The organism is Pseudomonas sp. NFACC05-1, assembly GCF_900100135.1.
Taxonomy (GTDB): domain Bacteria; phylum Pseudomonadota; class Gammaproteobacteria; order Pseudomonadales; family Pseudomonadaceae; genus Aquipseudomonas; species Aquipseudomonas fluorescens_Q.
This window is the reverse complement of sequence record NZ_FMTR01000002.1, coordinates 391,424-408,273: the sequence shown is the minus strand read 5'-3', so window position 1 is coordinate 408,273 and position 16,850 is coordinate 391,424. Positions and strand designations below refer to the sequence as shown.

Below are 16,850 nucleotides of genomic sequence, written 5' to 3'. Positions count from 1 at the left end.
GGTAAAGTGCGCACCAGTATCGACCACGGCGCTGTGGACCCAAACACGCCGAACCATGGAACGCCCCATCCAGGCATTCCGCCAGGGATCTCTTTACCCAGGACTCTCTATTCAAGGAGCAAGGCCATGACCGACAAGAGTCAACAGTTTGCCAGCGACAACTATTCCGGCATTTGCCCCGAAGCCTGGGCCGCCATGGAAGAAGCCAACCAGGGCCACCAGCGCGCCTACGGTGACGACGAGTGGACCCATCGCGCGGCGGATGATTTCCGGGCCTTGTTCGAAACCGACTGCGAAGTGTTCTTCGCGTTCAATGGCACGGCGGCCAACTCCCTGGCGCTGTCGTCGCTGTGCCAGAGTTACCACAGCGTGATCTGCTCGGAAACCGCCCACGTCGAAACCGACGAATGTGGCGCGCCAGAGTTCTTCTCCAACGGTTCCAAACTGTTGGTCGCGCGCACTGAAAACGGCAAGCTGACCCCCGAGTCGATCCGCGAGATCGCCCTCAAGCGCCAGGACATCCACTACCCCAAGCCCCGGGTCGTGACCCTGACCCAGGCCACGGAAGTCGGCAGTGTCTACACCCCGGAAGAAATCCGCGCCATCAGCATCACCTGCAAGGAACTGGGGCTGAACCTGCACATGGACGGCGCGCGCTTTTCCAACGCCTGCGCCTTCCTCGGCTGCTCCCCGGCCGACCTGACCTGGAAGGCCGGTGTGGACGTGTTGTGCTTTGGCGGTACGAAAAACGGCATGGCGGTGGGTGAAGCGATCCTGTTCTTCAATCACGACCTGGCCGTGGACTTCGACTACCGCTGCAAACAGGCCGGGCAACTGGCATCGAAGATGCGTTTCCTCTCCGCGCCCTGGGTCGGTTTGCTGCAAAACCAGGCCTGGCTCAAGCACGCCCGCCACGCCAACCACTGCGCCCAATTGCTGGCAGAGCTGGTCAGCGACATTCCAGGCGTGGAACTGATGTTTCCGGTCCAGGCCAATGGCGTGTTCCTGCAACTCTCGGAACCGGCCATCGCCGCGCTGACCGCTCGCGGCTGGCGCTTCTACACCTTCATCGGCAAGGGCGGCGCGCGGTTCATGTGCTCGTGGGATACCGAAGAGGCGCGGGTAAGGGAATTGGCGGCGGATATTCGGGAAGTGATGAGCCTTTAAGGCGACTCCCAAAGCCCGGGTGGCTTTGGGACTTTTGTGGCGAGGGAGCTTGCTCCCGCTGGGCTGCGCAGCAGCCCCCAGATTTCAGAAGCGACGACTGCTACGCAGCCGAGCGGGAGCAAGCTCCCTCGCCACAGGGGGCTCACTGCAGGATCAGAACTCGATCCGCACATCCCCCTTCGGCACGCTGCAGCACGACAGGATGTAACCCTCGGCCTCGTCGTCCTCGGTGATCCCGCCGTTGTGGTCCATTTCCACTTCCCCGCCCAGCTTCAGCACCTTGCAGGTGCCGCAGATGCCCATGCCGCAGGCCTTGGGGATCATCATGCCGAGCTTGGCAGCCGCAGCGTGCACGGTTTCGCCCGGTCCCACGCGAATGCTCTTGCCAGAGGAGGTGAACTCCACCAGGTGCAGGTCCGCCGCATCGACTTCCGGCGCGTCGGCAGCCTGTTCGGCCTGCTCCACGGCGTCGGCGCGGGCTTCCGGTGGTGTAGCGCCGAAGGATTCCTCGTGATAACGCTTCATGTCGTAGCCAGCCGCTTCCAGCAGGCGCTTGACCGCGGTCATGTACGGGGTCGGGCCGCAGCAGAACACCTCGCGCTCGAGGAAGTCGGGCACCATCAATTCCAGCATCTTGTGGTTCAGATAACCGCGATACCCGGCCCAGGGCTCGCCCAGGCCATGTTTTTCGCAGATCAGGTGCAAGCTGAAGTTGTCGATCCGCGACGCCATGTGTTCCAGCTCGCGGTGATAGATGATGTCCTTGGGCGAGCGGGCGCTGTGGATAAAGGTCATGTCGACATTGGCGTTGGTGTCGTAGAACCAGCGCGCCATGGACATGCACGGTGTGATCCCCACGCCACCGCTCAGGTACAGGACTTTCGGGCTCGGGAAATCGATGGCGTTGAACAACCCCACCGGCCCGTGCACCGCCAGCTCCTGGCCTTCATGCAGGGTGTCGTGCAGCCAGTTGGAAACCTTGCCCCCCGGCACGCGCTTGATGGTCACCGAAAAACTGTAGGGCACCGACGGCGAACTGGAGATGGTGTAGGAGCGCATGATCGGCTGGCCTTCGATTTCCAGCTCCAGGGTGACAAACTGCCCCGGCTTGAAAAAGAACATGATTGGCTGGTCGGCCATGAAGCAGAACGTGCGCACATCCCAGGTTTCCTGGATGACTTTGACGCAACGTACGATATGTCGGCCATTGGCCCAGGTCTGGGTCGTGACCGGGTTCAGGAAGTTATTGGACATGCTGATCTCCACGGCCGACTGCCGGCCTTCATGTTGGCGATTGTGCGCAGGCGCCTGAACGGCCATTTACCTATCTGCGACATTCACATACTTATCGCGACCAGCCCTTAACTACCGGGCCTTGCGCGTCGGGAACAGATTGGGCCATGTCGCCCATGGATAAGGTTCGGCCCCTGCGCGGCCCCACACTCGCTCCAACAGACAAACACAATTTTCTGCCTTGCGTAGCACAACCGATCAGCCACTTTTTGATGGTCACGTAGAGGGCCATGAGGATAAAACGATGGACGTCACCACTACCCTGAGCCTGGGCGATCCGCTGGAACCCGCACGCAAGGCCACCGCACAGATGCTACAGGAACGCGAGCGCACGTTCTCGCTGCCTCAGCCGTTCTACAGCGATGAGCGCCTGTTCGATATCGACATGCAGGAAATCTTCCAGAAGGAATGGTTGATCGCCGGCATGACCTGCGAAATCCCGACCAAGGGTAACTACCTGACCCTGCAAGTCGGCAAGAACCCGATCATCGTGATTCGCGGCGCCGACGGCGTGGTGCACGCCTTCCATAACGTCTGCCGTCACCGTGGCTCGCGGTTGTGCACCAGTGACAAGGGCAAGGTTGCCAAACTGGTTTGCCATTACCACCAATGGACCTACGAGCTGGACGGTCGCCTGCTGTTCGCCGGCACCGAAATGGGCGCCGACTTCGACATGAAACAGTACGGCTTGAAACCCGTGAACGTGAAGACCGCCGGTGGCTACATCTTCATCAGCCTGGCGGAGAACCCGCCGGCCATCGATGACTTCCTGGCGACCCTGAACCACTACATGGAACCCTACGACATGGAAAACACCAAGGTGGCGGTGCAAACCACCTTGATGGAAAAAGCCAACTGGAAGCTGGTCCTGGAAAACAACCGCGAGTGCTACCACTGCGGCGGCGCGCACCCGGAACTGCTCAAGACCCTGCTGGAATGGGACGACGTCACCGACCCGCGCGCCGACCAGGCGTTCAAGGACCACGTGGCCGCCTCCGCCGCCGCGTGGGAAGCCGAGAAGATCCCTTACGCCCACGCCAGTTTCGGCCTGCGCAATCGCATCGTGCGCATGCCGCTGCTCAAGGGCACCGTGTCGATGACCATGGACGGCAAGCAAGGCTGCGCCAAGCTGATGGGCCGCATCAAGAACCCGGACCTGGGCTCGATGCGCATCCTGCACCTGCCGCATTCGTGGAACCACTGCATGGGCGACCACATCATCGTGTTCACCGTGTGGCCGATCAGCGCCCAGGAAACCATGGTCACCACCAAGTGGCTGGTGCACAAGGACGCGGTCGAAGGCGTGGACTACGACGTGGCGCGCATGCGCCAGGTCTGGGACGCCACCAACGACCAGGACCGTCGCCTGGCCGAAGAAAACCAGCGCGGCATCAACTCCACCGCCTACCAGCCAGGCCCGTACTCCAAGACTTATGAGTTCGGCGTGGTGAACTTCGTGGACTGGTACAGCGAGCGCATGCTCAACAACCTCGGGGCCGAGCCAGCGCCATACCTCAAGGGCGTTCCGGTCCAGGGCTAAAACCAGGCGCTTCGGTTAGAGATCATTCCCACGCTCCGCGTGGGAATGCAGCCCGGGACGCTCTGCGTCCCGAAAGCCGAACGCGGAGCGTCCGTTGAGGCATTCCCACGCAGAGCGTGGGAACGATCGTCAGTGAGAAGACCACCGCACACTGCCATCCTCCCCATAAAACGTCTCGACAATCTCCTCCCCCTTCAGCCGCACCTTCACATACCCGTTCAACACCCGCTGCGGATACGCCTCGTCACCCGCCAATTGAGTCTCCGACCACAACACCCCGGCATGCCCGTTCAATTCGCTGGTGGTGCCATAGGGGATCGCTCCGTGCCCGACGCAGCGCGCATGCAATCCGCCTTGGGGCGCGTAGCAGATACCGTTGTGCAAATGCCCCCAATACCAATAATCCGGCTCGCGCCCCAAGGCATCGCATACCGGTTGGTAAAGCGCCGTCTTGTGGTGCCCGGAAATATCAAAACCCTGGTGATGACTGAGCACCATGAGTTTCTTGCGCTTGGGCAGGGTCTTCATCCATTCGATCTGCTGGGTGTTGAGGGTACCGTCCATGTACAGGTTCATGGCGTCCGAGGCGTAGGCGCTGTCGAGGCCAACCACCAGCCAGTCATCGTTGTACAAGGCAAAGTAACTGGTGCCTTGCTGCACCGGGAAACGCTTGGACAATTCCTTGAAATAGCCGTGGGCACCGCTGTACATCTCATGGTTGGAATTGAGGGTGAACGCGCCATGCTTGCCCTGGGGCCAGCCGACCATGTCGACGTCTTCCTGGGAATGGGTGCCGGCGTAATACACGTCACCCAGGTGAACGGTGAAATCGGCCAGGGCCAGTTGCATCTGGTTGGCCACCGCCACCGCCGGGGCATGACTGTCGAACGGCCCGGTGCCCCAGTCGCCAGCGATAGCCAGCACCACGTCGCTGTCCATTTTCACCAACGCCGGGTTGGTGGCGAACGGCGCATGATGCCGCAGGTTCTCGATCCACTTGAGCAGCGCCTCGCTCCACAACAGGTCCAGCAGTTCCCATTTGCGGCAACCGAGCAAGGTGCCGTCCTTGAGTACCCGGGTCGGTAGCTCGTCCTCGCTTTGCGGCAAGGGCGTGACGTTGCCGATCTTGAGGATCGACAAGCCGTGGGACAACTCCCATGGCACGGCCGGTTCGTCGTCCGGCAGGTCGCCATGCTCGATGACATGCCGGGCCTGGTCGTGGCCTCGCTGCAGCAGCTTGACGATGGCCTGGAACTCCTCGGGTTCCAGGTCATTGACGAGTTTTTTCCAAGACATTTCCAACCGCGTGACCAACCCGTGCAGGCGGACCTTGACCTTGTCGAACTCATGCTCCCAATGGTGCAGTAATGACATGTGAACGCTCCTTCGCAATGCCCTGGGCTACAGGGTCTTCATGAATTCGATCAGGGCCCGTTTATCGACGTCCGACAGCTGCGTGCCATACAGATGGCCGCCGTTGTGGTTGCCTTCCAGACGGGTGTCGTATTTGAAATCCGCCGACGCCTTCATCTGCGCGCCGCTGGTGATGAAACCGACCTTCTCCTGGTCGTAGATGTCGGAGCCGGTGTAGAACACCTGCGGACGCTGCTGCGGCGGTTGCAGCAAATCCCACAGGGTCGGCACCGAACCATTGTGCAGGTACGGCGCGCGCAGCCAGATGCCGTCGGTGGGGGTGTTGCTGTAGCTCTGGGTCTTGCGGTAGGCGTTGAAGTCGAACGGCGGTTTCTTGAAGCCGTGGAACGCCGTCACCAACCCTTCGGTGAAAGAATTGAGTCGGTGGGGATCAGTGCCCAACTGGTCAATGTTGGTAGTAACCTGGCCCGTGTCGGTGCGGCCGAAGTCGTGGCAACCGGCGCAGTTTTTCTCCCAGATCGGTTTGCCCTGGGCGACTTTCGCCTGGTCCAGGGCGAACGGCCAGGCGGGCGCCTTGTGCCCCAACAGCCAATTGGTCACCCGGTTGAAACTCGGCGGCAATACCGATTGCGGTGTCGCGCCCACGGCCATGGCCGCGGCGTAATTGCGCTCATGGATGTTGTTGTTATTGCCATCCCAGTGCAGATACAGGGACTCGCGGGGTTTCTGGTTCCAGACCTGCGGCAGGTCCACGGTGCCGATGGTGGAGTCATCCGGGAAGCCGAACACCACCATTTTGGTCGGGTTGAAGGTGTCGGTCCGCCCTGGCCCCTGGGCCGGACGCAGCTTCTGCCAGGCGTAGGCCTGCTTCTGCTTGAGCAGCGCACTCTTGGCCATCGGGATGATCAGGTAACGGTTGTACAGCTTCTCGAAAAAGCCCAGTTGGAACTTGCCGTTGATCGCCGCCATGACCGCATCCGGGGTGAATTTCGGATCGCTGGCGCAATCGTAGGCAAACCACTGGAAGGCTTGCAGTTGCAGGGTGTTGGCCGGTGCGCTGGCGACCGGAACGGCGACGTCGCTGGCGTTGGCCCGGTAGGAACCGGTGTGACACAGGGCGCAGTTCGGTTCCACCGTGGGGTAGCCGAGCTGCCGCTTGGCCATGCCGATGGGCAGGTCGTTGCCATTTTCGTAGAGGAAGCCGAACACCTCGTAACCGCCCGGCTTGGGCAGTTTCTCCGGGCACATCTGCGGCAGCACGGCGAACAGGTAGTAGGGAATCCGCGCCTCGATGCCCAGGCCGATGGCGGCGTATTTGTAATGGTCTTCATCGGAGGCGAAGTCTGGCTGCGGCACTTCGCGGATCATCTGGTACCAGGTCTGGTAGCCGATGAAGCCCAGCAGCAATACCACCACCAACGTGCCGACCTTGAAAGCGTGGCTCTGCCAGCGCCGCGTCCAACCGGCGCGCCACTCTCGCCAACCAGCACAGAGCAAGGCCAGTGGTCGATTGACCTGCGGGCTGCCCAAGTACAGCAGCACGCCCAGGATCAGGAACATGCCCAGGTCGCCCATCAACATCGGCACGAACAACTGGCCCTGGTTGTTGGTGTTGATCAGGTAGATCCAGAACACCACCGCCACCAACCGCGACAGCACGCACAACCACGAATGCACGACGAAACGCGGCGCGTTGAACCCCGAGGGCATGTAGAACAAGCTGATCCCCACCAGCAACATGCCGGTGTTTTCCAGCCAAGGATCGGACAACACGGGCGGCAAGCCGAGCATGGACGTCAGCAACGCCGGCGCGAACAGCGCCGGGATCGCGAAGACCATGTTCATCACAATGCCCACCCAGATGACGCGTTGGAACCAGCGGATGTAAGCGTTCATGGCATCCTTTTTCCTTATTCTTGGCCCAGAGCAAAGCTTTTGTGGCGAGGGAGCTTGCTCCCGCTGGGTCGCGCAGCGGCCCCCAGATTTCAGAAGCGACGACTGCTTCGCAGCCGAGCGGGAGCAAGCTCCCTCGCCACGGGTCAGTTGTCCTCCTAGCCGAGGGCGGTCTTCTCCAGGTGCTCAAGAATGATCGGATAAACATCCACCACCGCATCCTTGCCGAACATGCAATCGATGTGGCCGTAGCCCGGCACCTCGTGACGACTGAACAACTGCGGGCCGTGCATCTCGCACAATCGCTCATAGGTCTTGAGGGTGCTCTGCGGCAGGTAGCACTGGTTGTCGGCGCCGCTGATGAAGCAGATCGGCAATTTCAACCGATCGAAATGCGGCATGTAGACGTCGTTGCCCTTGAAGTCCACCAGGTGCCCCTTGCGCACGATCAACGCCAGGTGCTCGAAGGTCTGGATGTTCGACTCGCCGAACAACTCATGCAGGTTGTCGTGCAGGGTTTCGTTGAGGGTGTCGTGGCGGTACAGCGACGCATACATGAACGTGATGCGATGGCAGACGGGGTTGGTGCAATAGCCCTGGGCCTCGATCCGGGCATAGCCGTTAAGGGCCTTGTCGTAGAGTTTGTTGAACCAGCTTTCCTTGGTGTCGGCGTAGGCCGTGAGGGACTTGATGCCGATGGCATCGAGCATCCCCGGCAAATGCAAACCGGCTTTCAGACCGGTGGCGGTGGCCACCACCGTGTCGGCGGCGATCTGCGAACAGACCACCGAACGCACGCCCTGCAAACCCGCCAGCATCGACATGAAGAACGTCGTCGCGCCGTAGCAATGCACCACGCACTGCACGTCACGGGCCAGGGTCGCTTGCTGGATCTGCTCGATGGCCGCCTTGAAATCGTACTGGGCCACCTGGTCGCCGTTCCATTCGTTTTTGCTGGCCGGCAGCAGGATGCTCACCCGCAAATCCAGCAGCCAGACGTCGTATTCGTGCTTGCAGAGGTATTCCAGCAGGTTGGTGTGAATGGTGTCAGTGGAGAAAATATTCGAGCCCACGCCCAGGCCATGAACCAACATCACCGGGCCTTTGGTGCCGGCTTGGTAACGGGTCAGGCGCAGCTCGACGTTGTCTTCGGTCTGGAAGAAATGCACCATCGGTGGCGGCGCATCCAACGGCCGTTTCAACCGGGGCGGCGCGTCCGGGTTGAAGTAGACGTCGCCGGCGAAGACACCGCCGTAGCTCTCCCACAAGATGCCGGCAAAGAACTTGCCGAACCGCGCCAATGCCTCCACGCGCTCACGTTCATTGCGGGCGTTGAGCACTTTCATGGTGGTCATTTGCTTGGCGAAGTCGGCCGGCAGAATGTGCATCACCCCGGAGCCGATCACCGCACCGGTCTTGTCCGGTCCGCGATAGAGCGTGACGTACAAGGTGCTGGTGTCGTGCCAGATGTTCAGCACGCCGTTGTCCTCGGGCACGGTCTTGAAGGCGCTGAAGTAGTAATCGTTGCCGTCCTCGGCGGTCAGCTTCATGTCGTAGTTCATGTGCCGTACGCCAACCTGTTCCTGGTACTGCTCGAACAGGTTGAACACCCCATTGCTGGCCACCAGCGGTTGCGGTGAGAGCAGCGGCGCATCGAGAGTGCCCACCAGGGTCGCGGCGTGTTCCGGCTCCTTGATCAGGCGGTTGAGGTCGGCGGCGGTGATGGTCAGGGTGAATTCGATGGGCGAGTTGTCGGCCCTGCCCCGCTTGGCCGCTGCTTCGTACAGGCTCAGATCGGTGCCCTGGGGCTGGATGAAGGCTGTGGAAAAGTAGCCCTTCATGGTTTCGGTGAACTGCACGCCGAGGGTCGGCGCGGCCACCGGCTTGCGCGGGGCCGAGGGCAGCGTGTAGTCGATGATCCAGCCGCGGTCGGCTGCCAGCAACCCCATGTTGCGCTCGCTCACGGCCGAGATGGTCAGCAGCGGGTTGACCGCCAGGGACGTGGGGATCACCGCACCGTCGGTCACGTACAGGCCCGGGTAGACATCGGTGCCACTGGCGCCACTGAACACCTGGCCCTTATGGTTGACCACGCCTTGGGTCGCATCCTCGCCCATCACGCAACCGCCCAGAGGATGGACCGAGACGATGCTGTGCTTGAGCAGCTTGGTCCAGATCGGGTTCTCGACCCAGATCCCGCCCAGGGCCTTGGTGCTCTGGTGCAGCCGCTCGTTGCCGAGGGTGACGTTTTCCTGTTCGCCAACACCGGGCCAATCGATGCGTAACTGGTCCTTGTTGTCGAGCAGCATACGGCCCTTGGCGTTGTCATGGCTCATGATCAAGTAGGTCTGCATGTTATGCAGCGCACCGTAGTAGGGACCGCGCAAAAAGCTCTCGGCTTCGCGCCCCTTGTACTTGAGGCTGGCGCCGAAGCCGGTGTCGGTGGGCACGCCTATCATCCCGGCAAACGCCGCCATGCTCGGCACCATGGCCCGACCGAGGGCGCCGGGAATCGAACCTTCCTCGATGACCATGCGGCTGCGCCAGTCACCCTCGGTGCGCATGTCGATGACCGAGGTGATGCACGGCCCCACCGGCTCCAGTTCCTTGGCCGAATGGGCGCCGAAACCAATGCCGTTGATGGTCTGGTCGCAGTTGTGGCCGAAGCCGAGGATGTCGCCGTTGCCGCTCATGTGCTCGCCCAGTTGGTCGGACATGGACAGGCCCTTGTCCCGCGAGCGCAACATGATTTCGGTGGAACCCAGGGTGCCGGCGGACACCACCACGATGTCGGCACGCACGAACAGGGTCGGCGCCGAGAACATCTCGCGACCGCTGTCCAGATATTGGAAGTGCACGATCCAGCCATCGCCGTCGCGCTCCAGGTGCCGCACCTCGGCCTGGCAGAAAATCTCCGCGCCGTGGTTCCAGGCATCCGGCAGGTAGTTCATCAACGTGGTGTTCTTGGCCTTGTTGTTACAGCCCGAAACGCAATCGCCACAACCATTGCACGGCAGCTGTTCGACACCGACGTGGTTGAGGTTGTTGGGCAGTTTGTCGAAGGTCACATTGATCGGCGGCTTGTAGAAATGCGCGCCTTGCTTGAGGTAATCGGCGGACTTCTTGTGGGCGTCGAGCTTGGGCAGGTTTGGCTCCGACGCCGGATAGGCGTTGGGTTTGAGCATCTCCCGGGCCCGTGCGTAGCCGTCCTTGAGCAGCGTGTCGCGGTGCTCACGGATCGCCAGCGGCCAACGCGGGTCATCGAACACGCCGGGCTCCGGCTCCAGCGCAACGTTGGCATTGATCAGCGATGTGCCACCCAGGCCGCAACCGACCACCACGTTCTGCTGGGCGTTGACGTGCAGGTCGAACAGCCCGGTGCGCGAGCCGATATGCCCGTCCGGGTCATGGACCTGCAGTTCCTCGGTGGCCGCGAGCAGGGTGTTGGGGTATTCGCCGGGCTGGATCTCCCGGCCACGCTCCAGCAGGCACACCTTGCGCCCGGCCCGGGACAGGCGCGAGGCAGCAATGCCGCCACCGTAGCCGGAACCGATGACGATGACGTCGTAGTGCTCCTGGATATCACTGATGGGGGTCGAGATCCGTGTCATGTTCAAGTCCTCAAGGCAGAAGGGGCAACTCTGCGGTTGCCTGCAAATCGACAGGCGCACGAACGCCTGGCCACTATCCCGTACGGGTTCGAGCGGCAGTCAGCGGTGTTACGGGGAAACGCGGGAACCTGCTGGGGCGCTATAGCCGCGCACGCAGATTGACGGCGCGGCGAGCGGGCCGTTTGGGCAACGAGGTGGGACGCGTCGGGACGCACGTCGCAGGAGAAAATGAATACGAGCGAGGGGGTTGGCTATCCATCATGTGTTCTCCCTGAACCTGATGTGGATAAATGAGCGATGTCCTTGTGCCATGGAGTGAAGACAGCCCACAGACCCTCGTCAAGGGTATGACTTAGAACTGTATGAAATTTGATCTATCACGATTTGCGCTATGCCCGCCGTGGCTTGCAGCGTTTGGCGAACAAGTTATCCACATGACCACCCACAGCAAATGGGGACAAGTACGTGTATGTCCGGCATTTTTCCACCGACAAAGTGAATAAAAACCGTGACTTATGAACAATGACGGTTTTACCGGCCCATCGGTTGTTTTTTGATCAAATACCTGTAAGCCATGCCTGGCAAGGCGTGTGGCGGTAAGCGAACACCTTATCCACAGAAGCGCCAACAGTGTTTGGGGGTAGTTTTGACGATTCTGTGGAAAACCCTTCTGACGGCTTGTAAATCGCGGTTTCACGGAGGTTTTCCTGATAAAAAGGGCTGTTTGATCATTTTATGACCAGCCCACGGAAGCCCCCGGTTCGTCTGGCTTGCAGCGTAGAGCGAACATCTTATCCACAGAAGCGCCAACAGAGATTGGGGGCAAGTGTTGTTATGCACCCGAGCTTATTCACACACAAAACCCATGAAAAACCGTAGGTTAGCCTGTCTGTTTTTTGAGCACTGCCCTGGAGGGCCCGATTGGCGTGGTGTACCGCGAGGGGCGAACAGGTTATCCACAGAGGCGCGCACAGGGATTGTGGGTAACCCCATACTTACCTGTGGGACCGGGCCAACCTGTGCCCCGCGCCAGGGTTTGCGCCGTGCCGGTCAAGGCCGATGCATGAGGTAGGCGGCGCCCGTCACCTGAATCATCGGGTGCGGGACAACCTGACAGGTCTTGACGATGCTGAAGCCATGGCGCTCGTAAAAGCGCCGGGCGCCGGTGTTCGCGGCATAGTCGATCAAGCTCAGGCCCTTGAGCTCCAACTGATCGGCACGCTGCTGCGCCCGCTCGAGAAAGCGCACGCCCAACCCCTTGTTGCGCCAACCTTCATGGAGGGCCAGGCTGGAGATATAGAGGGTGTCGGGGATTTCCATGTCGGCGTAGGGCGCCAGGACCGGGTCTGTCACGGGGGCCGCCTGTGGATCATGACGCGTCACATAAGCGTGCATCATGCCAATGACCTGGCCGTTGGCCTCGGCGACAAGGCAGTTCTGGTAGGAAAAATCGACATCTTCCCGGGCATAACGCGCGGCGCCCACGTCAAGGAGATCCTGGCCTGGCTCCGCCAGCTGGCTCCAGATGTAATCCGATGCACCCTCCGAGGAGATCCGGAACAAACGAGCGATCTCGTGTGTATCCGTGGGCAAGGCCGGACGAATTGCTACTTCCATTGAGGGGACTCCATTGGCGATGAAACGACCTTTTTTACCCACAGGCGTGAGACGCGGCAACCCGCCAGGCCAGTGGTTTTATGGCCGGATGTTGCAGCAGGTCAGGCGGGTGTTTTGAGCGCAGGCCTGGATGGCCTTTGCGGCGGAGCCGGACAGGTTATCCACAGAGGCGCACAGCAACGGCGGGCAAACACATGACCCCCTGTGGGAGCGAGCTTGCTCGCTCCCACAGGGGGATTCAGGTGTTCCTGGGTTTAGCGAACAACCCCTTCCTCAATCAACAGCTTGAGAATCGCCTCGGCCCCGGCCTCAGGGCTCACGCCCTTGAGCACCTGCCCGCCTCCGCCACTGGCCTTGGCCGTGGCGGCTTTCATGCGGTCGGCGCCGCTCTTGGCCTTGATCACTTTCAAGCGTTTGGGGCGTGGCTTGGCCGGTTGCAGGGTCGCCACTGCCAGCAAGGTGTCGTCGAGCACCTCCACCTCTTCAGCGTGCAACGCCCCGCGCCGGGCCGGGCCGTAGGCGCTTTGCCGCGGCTTGGGCGCGGCGTTATCCACAGTGGCCAGGAATGGCAGGCGCACTTTCAGGCGACGCCGTTGGCCACGAGGCAAGGCTTGCAGCACCAGGGCCACACCGCCGTCGATGGATTCGACCTGGGCCAGCCCCACCACCAGCGGCCAACCGAGATTCTCGGCCAGCAGGAACGGCAGCATGCCCGAACCTTCACCGGTTTCCGCCTGGCTACCGGTGAGCACCACTTGGGCGCCGGCATCACGCAGGTAATCGGTCAGGGCCGGCAGGGCGTCGGCGCCGACGGGGTTTTCCAGCACGTGCAATTCATCCAGGCCCATGCCCAGGTAGGCGCGCAGGGCCGGTTCGGCCACGTCACCGGCGTGCAGCACTTGCAGGTCGCTGCCGGCCAGTTGCAGGCCCAGCTCCACGGCCCGGGCGTCCTGTTCAGCGCGCCGGGGGCGCCCGGAAGTGGGGTGGGCGCCGATGGACACGAGGCTGATCACTTGGGTACTCATCAACTTATCCTTCTTAAGCCGCATCGCGCTTGGCTTCGTTGCGGTAAGCCTCTACCGCCGCGATCAAGGCCTGGAGAATCGCCGCGCTGTCACCGATCACCGACAGGTCTGCCCGTTTGATCATGTCGCAGCCCGGGTCGAGGTTGATTGCCACCACCTTGTCGCAGGCGCCAATGCCCTGCAGGTGCTGGATAGCCCCGGAAATCCCCACGGCCACGTAGACCCGCGCCGTAACCCAAGTGCCGGACGCACCGACCTGGCGATCGCGGGCCATGAAGCCGTCGTCCACCGCCACCCGCGAAGCACCCTCGGTGGCGCCCAGGGCCGCTGCGGTCTGGTGGAACAGTGCCCAGTCCTTGACGCCGTTGCCGCCGGAGAAAATGAATTCGGCCTCGGCCATCGGGATCGCCCCCGGGTCCACCGCCACCGCGCCGAGGTCTTCGATACGCGACAAGCTGCGGGCCACGCTTGTGGATAACTCCACCGGCAAGGCTTCGTGGCGGGTTTCGCTGACCGGTTCAGCGCATTCGGCCGCTGCCAGGATCAAGCGCGCCAATGGCCGGGCCAGGTCTTGCAGGCCGGCACCGGCGCGGCCGATGCACTCTTCGCCCTTGACCTGCCAGACCCGCGTGGCCGGGCGCTCACCCAGGGCTGCCGCCAAGCGCCGGCCCAGTTCGCCGCCACCGGTGCGGCTGTCAGGCAACAGCCAATGGCGTGGGCTGAACTGGTTATCCACAGCCCGCAGGCCTTGCACCCGTTGTTCCGGTGCATAACCGCTGAATTCCTCGCCATCGAGCACCAGCAAGCGGTCGACACCGGCCGTGGCGAAGGCGTTTTCCTTGTGCTCGCCGAAGACCACCGCCAGCACTGCACCGTCCGTACCTGCGAGCTGATGGGCCAGGCCCAACAGATCGCGGTCGTGGCTGCTCAAGCGGCCCCCGACCATGTCCGGCACCACGCTGATGTAGAACGCCGGTTGCGGCACCTGATGCAGCGGCAATTGCACTTCCACGGCGGCAGTACGCTTGCTCGCGCCTCCCTGCTGGGCGCCGCTGCGGTCGATGCGCTTGATGCCGTTGGGACCGATGAAACCGATGCCATGGACATTCTTGCGAATGACGCCGTTGGGGCCCATCCAGCTGTGTTGCACCGGTTGCATGGCCGCGTGCAGCGGGTGCAGGCGGTTGCGGGCGATCCACTCGGCGCGAGGGTCGCGGCGGATGATGTCGCTCATTAATGCACCTCCGCGGGTTCACGTTTGACCGGGATCACCGGTTTGCTCGGGGCCGCGTCTTCCAGCAGCGCGTCGGCCACCAGTTCGGCGATGTCCTTGATCAACGGCCGCGGCTCGACCACACCTTCGAGCATCGCAGTGCACTGTGGACAACCCACGGCCACCAGTTCGGCGCCGGTTTCGCGGATGTCTTCCATGCGCATGTCAGGGATCCGCTGCTTGCCCGGGATGTCGGTGATCGGCGCACCGCCGCCACCGCCGCAGCAACGCGAACGGAAGCCGGAACGCTGCATCTCCTTGACCTCGATACCCAGCGCGCGCAGCACCTGGCGCGGCGCCTCGTATTCGCCGTTGTAGCGGCCCAGGTAGCACGGGTCGTGATACGTCACGCTGTCGCCCTTGTGCTGGCCGAGGTTCAGGGCGCCGGCGTCGATGATTTCCGCCATATAGGTGCTGTGGTGCTGCACCAGGTAGTTGCCATCGAAGGCGCCGTATTCGTTTTTCAGTACGTGGAAACTGTGGGGGTCACAGGTGACGATGCGGTTGAAGCTGTATTTGGCCAGGGTCTGGATGTTGCGTTTGGCCAACAGCTGGAACGTCGCCTCATCACCCAGGCGCCGGGCCACGTCGCCGCTGTCGCGTTCTTCGAGGCCGAGCACGGCGAAGTCGACTTTCGCCGCCTTGAGCACTTTGACGAACGCCCGCAGGGTGCGCTGGTTGCGCATGTCAAAGGCACCGTCGCCGACCCAGAACAGCACGTCGGTGGATTTCTTCTCGCTGAGCAGGTTCAGGTTCAAATCCGCCGCCCAGTTCATCCGCCCACCCGGGGCAAAGCCACCTGGGTTGTCGGTAGCGATGAGGTTTTCCAGGACCTCGGCACCTTTGTTGGGCGTTGCGCCTTTTTCCAGGGTCAGGTGACGACGCATGTCGACGATCGCATCGACGTGCTCGATCATCATCGGGCATTCCTCGACGCACGCCCGGCAGGTGGTGCAGGACCACAGCGTCTCGGCGTCCACCAGGCCATTGACGATCGGCTGATGAGGATTGCCGCCGTGTTCGCCCACGGGTTTGCCCGGGTATGGGCTGCCAGCGAATTTCGCATCGGTGCCACCGGCCAGGCCGACGACCATGTCCTGGATGAGCTTTTTCGGGTTCAGCGGCTGGCCCGCGGCAAACGCCGGGCAGGCCGCTTCACACTTGCCACACTGCACGCAGGCGTCGAAGCCGAGCAGTTGGTTCCAGGTGAAATCCTTGGGTTTCTCCACGCCCAGCGGTGCCGCTGGGTCGTTCAGGTCCAACGGCTTGAGCCCGGTGGAACGACCGCCGCCAAAACGCTCGGCGCGGCGGTGCCAGGCCAGGTGCAAGGCACCGGCGAAGGCGTGCTTCATCGGCCCGCCCCAGGTCATGCCGAAGAACAGTTCCGAGACGCCCCACAGCACACCGACACCCAGGACCGCCGCCACCAGCCAACCGCCGAAGTTCTCCGGCAGGATCCCCGCCACCGGCAGGGTCACCAGGAAGAACGACGCCGAAAACGCCAACAGGCTCTTCGGCAGGCGCATCCACGGCCCTTTGGACAAACGTGCCGGCGGATTGCGCCGACGCAGGTAAACGAAGATCGCACCGACGAACATCACGGCCGACATCAACAGCAACGCATAGCCGAGGAAGCGGTTATGCAGGCCAAACCCGTGGACCAGGATCGCCAGCACCACCGACGCCACCGCACCACCGGCCGTGGCCACGTGGGTGTTGGCAATGTATTTGTCCCGCGCCACCACATGGTGCAAGTCCACCATGTAGCGCTTGGGCATGGCGAAGAGGCCGCCGATCAGGTCGACCTTGGACGGTCGCCCCCGGCGCCACATATTCACCCGCCGCAAGGCGCCGAGGACCGCGAGGCCCAGGGCTGCGAACAGCAGGATAGGAAGAAGGGTGTTCAGCATAGGTGTTGCTCCCAAAGACGCAGGATCATGTGCGCGCCAGTGAGAGCGACGCACCTACTTGTGGCGAGGGAGCTTGCTCCCGCTGGAGCGCGAAGCGCTCCCAAAACAGCCCCAGGCGTAAACCTGATGCTTCTCGACTGATGATTG

At 62.2% G+C, this 16,850-nt stretch carries 10 protein-coding genes; 2 read left to right on the top strand and 8 right to left on the bottom strand.

All coding sequences use genetic code 11. The features are described 5' to 3' along the window. Positions 1-126: 126 nt before the first annotated feature. Positions 127-1,167: a threonine aldolase family protein gene (locus BLO97_RS06065; RefSeq protein WP_063324048.1), complete on the top strand. Its 1,041-nt coding sequence runs from the start codon at positions 127-129 to the stop codon at positions 1,165-1,167. A gap of 153 nt (positions 1,168-1,320) precedes the next feature. On the opposite strand, the gene gbcB is transcribed toward BLO97_RS06065, so the two are convergent. Next, positions 1,321-2,421, bottom strand: coding sequence for a glycine-betaine demethylase subunit GbcB (gene gbcB, locus BLO97_RS06060; RefSeq protein ID WP_060743118.1), 1,101 nt, complete (start codon positions 2,419-2,421; stop codon positions 1,321-1,323). Positions 2,422-2,704: 283 nt separating this feature from the next. Here gbcB and gbcA point away from each other — a divergent pair, with 283 nt between their 5' ends. Beyond that, the gene (gene gbcA, locus BLO97_RS06050; RefSeq protein WP_092221477.1) at positions 2,705-4,000 is read left to right on the top strand and encodes a glycine-betaine demethylase subunit GbcA; all 1,296 of its coding nucleotides are present in this window, start codon (positions 2,705-2,707) and stop codon (positions 3,998-4,000) included. Between the two features lie 129 nt (positions 4,001-4,129). Here gbcA and BLO97_RS06045 read toward each other — a convergent pair whose 3' ends face one another. From BLO97_RS06045 to dgcB, 7 genes are all read right to left on the bottom strand, one after another. Next, a complete protein-coding gene (locus BLO97_RS06045) occupies positions 4,130-5,374 on the bottom strand; it encodes a metallophosphoesterase (protein ID WP_092221475.1) in 1,245 nt (414 codons plus the stop codon). 27 nt (positions 5,375-5,401) lie between these two features. After that, positions 5,402-7,270 carry a c-type cytochrome gene (locus BLO97_RS06040; RefSeq protein WP_092345294.1) on the bottom strand — a complete coding sequence of 623 codons (1,869 nt, stop codon included), beginning with the start codon at positions 7,268-7,270 and terminating at the stop codon, positions 5,402-5,404. 155 nt (positions 7,271-7,425) lie between these two features. Next, positions 7,426-10,878 carry a GMC oxidoreductase gene (locus BLO97_RS06035; protein WP_092345292.1) on the bottom strand — a complete coding sequence of 1,151 codons (3,453 nt, stop codon included), beginning with the start codon at positions 10,876-10,878 and terminating at the stop codon, positions 7,426-7,428. 1,050 nt (positions 10,879-11,928) lie between these two features. Then, positions 11,929-12,495: a GNAT family N-acetyltransferase gene (locus tag BLO97_RS06030; protein WP_092221469.1), complete on the bottom strand. Its 567-nt coding sequence runs from the start codon at positions 12,493-12,495 to the stop codon at positions 11,929-11,931. Between the two features lie 254 nt (positions 12,496-12,749). Continuing rightward, positions 12,750-13,520: an electron transfer flavoprotein subunit beta gene (locus BLO97_RS06025; protein ID WP_063324042.1), complete on the bottom strand. Its 771-nt coding sequence runs from the start codon at positions 13,518-13,520 to the stop codon at positions 12,750-12,752. A gap of 13 nt (positions 13,521-13,533) precedes the next feature. Continuing rightward, positions 13,534-14,754, bottom strand: coding sequence for an electron transfer flavoprotein subunit alpha (locus tag BLO97_RS06020; protein WP_092221467.1), 1,221 nt, complete (start codon positions 14,752-14,754; stop codon positions 13,534-13,536). Next, entirely contained in the window at positions 14,754-16,703 is a 1,950-nt protein-coding gene (gene dgcB / locus BLO97_RS06015) for a dimethylglycine demethylation protein DgcB (protein WP_092345290.1), read from the bottom strand. The genes BLO97_RS06020 and dgcB overlap by 1 nt, the downstream gene beginning before the upstream one ends. Between the last annotated feature and the right edge of the window lie 147 nt (positions 16,704-16,850).

Coding starts and splice junctions, on each gene's coding strand:
- BLO97_RS06065 (WP_063324048.1), top strand. CDS start 127: ATGACCGACAAGAGTCAACAGTTTGCCAGCGACAACTATTCCGGCATT.
- gbcB (WP_060743118.1), bottom strand. CDS start 2,421: ATGTCCAATAACTTCCTGAACCCGGTCACGACCCAGACCTGGGCCAAT.
- gbcA (WP_092221477.1), top strand. CDS start 2,705: ATGGACGTCACCACTACCCTGAGCCTGGGCGATCCGCTGGAACCCGCA.
- BLO97_RS06045 (WP_092221475.1), bottom strand. CDS start 5,374: ATGTCATTACTGCACCATTGGGAGCATGAGTTCGACAAGGTCAAGGTC.
- BLO97_RS06040 (WP_092345294.1), bottom strand. CDS start 7,270: ATGAACGCTTACATCCGCTGGTTCCAACGCGTCATCTGGGTGGGCATT.
- BLO97_RS06035 (WP_092345292.1), bottom strand. CDS start 10,878: ATGACACGGATCTCGACCCCCATCAGTGATATCCAGGAGCACTACGAC.
- BLO97_RS06030 (WP_092221469.1), bottom strand. CDS start 12,495: ATGGAAGTAGCAATTCGTCCGGCCTTGCCCACGGATACACACGAGATC.
- BLO97_RS06025 (WP_063324042.1), bottom strand. CDS start 13,520: ATGAGTACCCAAGTGATCAGCCTCGTGTCCATCGGCGCCCACCCCACT.
- BLO97_RS06020 (WP_092221467.1), bottom strand. CDS start 14,754: ATGAGCGACATCATCCGCCGCGACCCTCGCGCCGAGTGGATCGCCCGC.
- dgcB (WP_092345290.1), bottom strand. CDS start 16,703: ATGCTGAACACCCTTCTTCCTATCCTGCTGTTCGCAGCCCTGGGCCTC.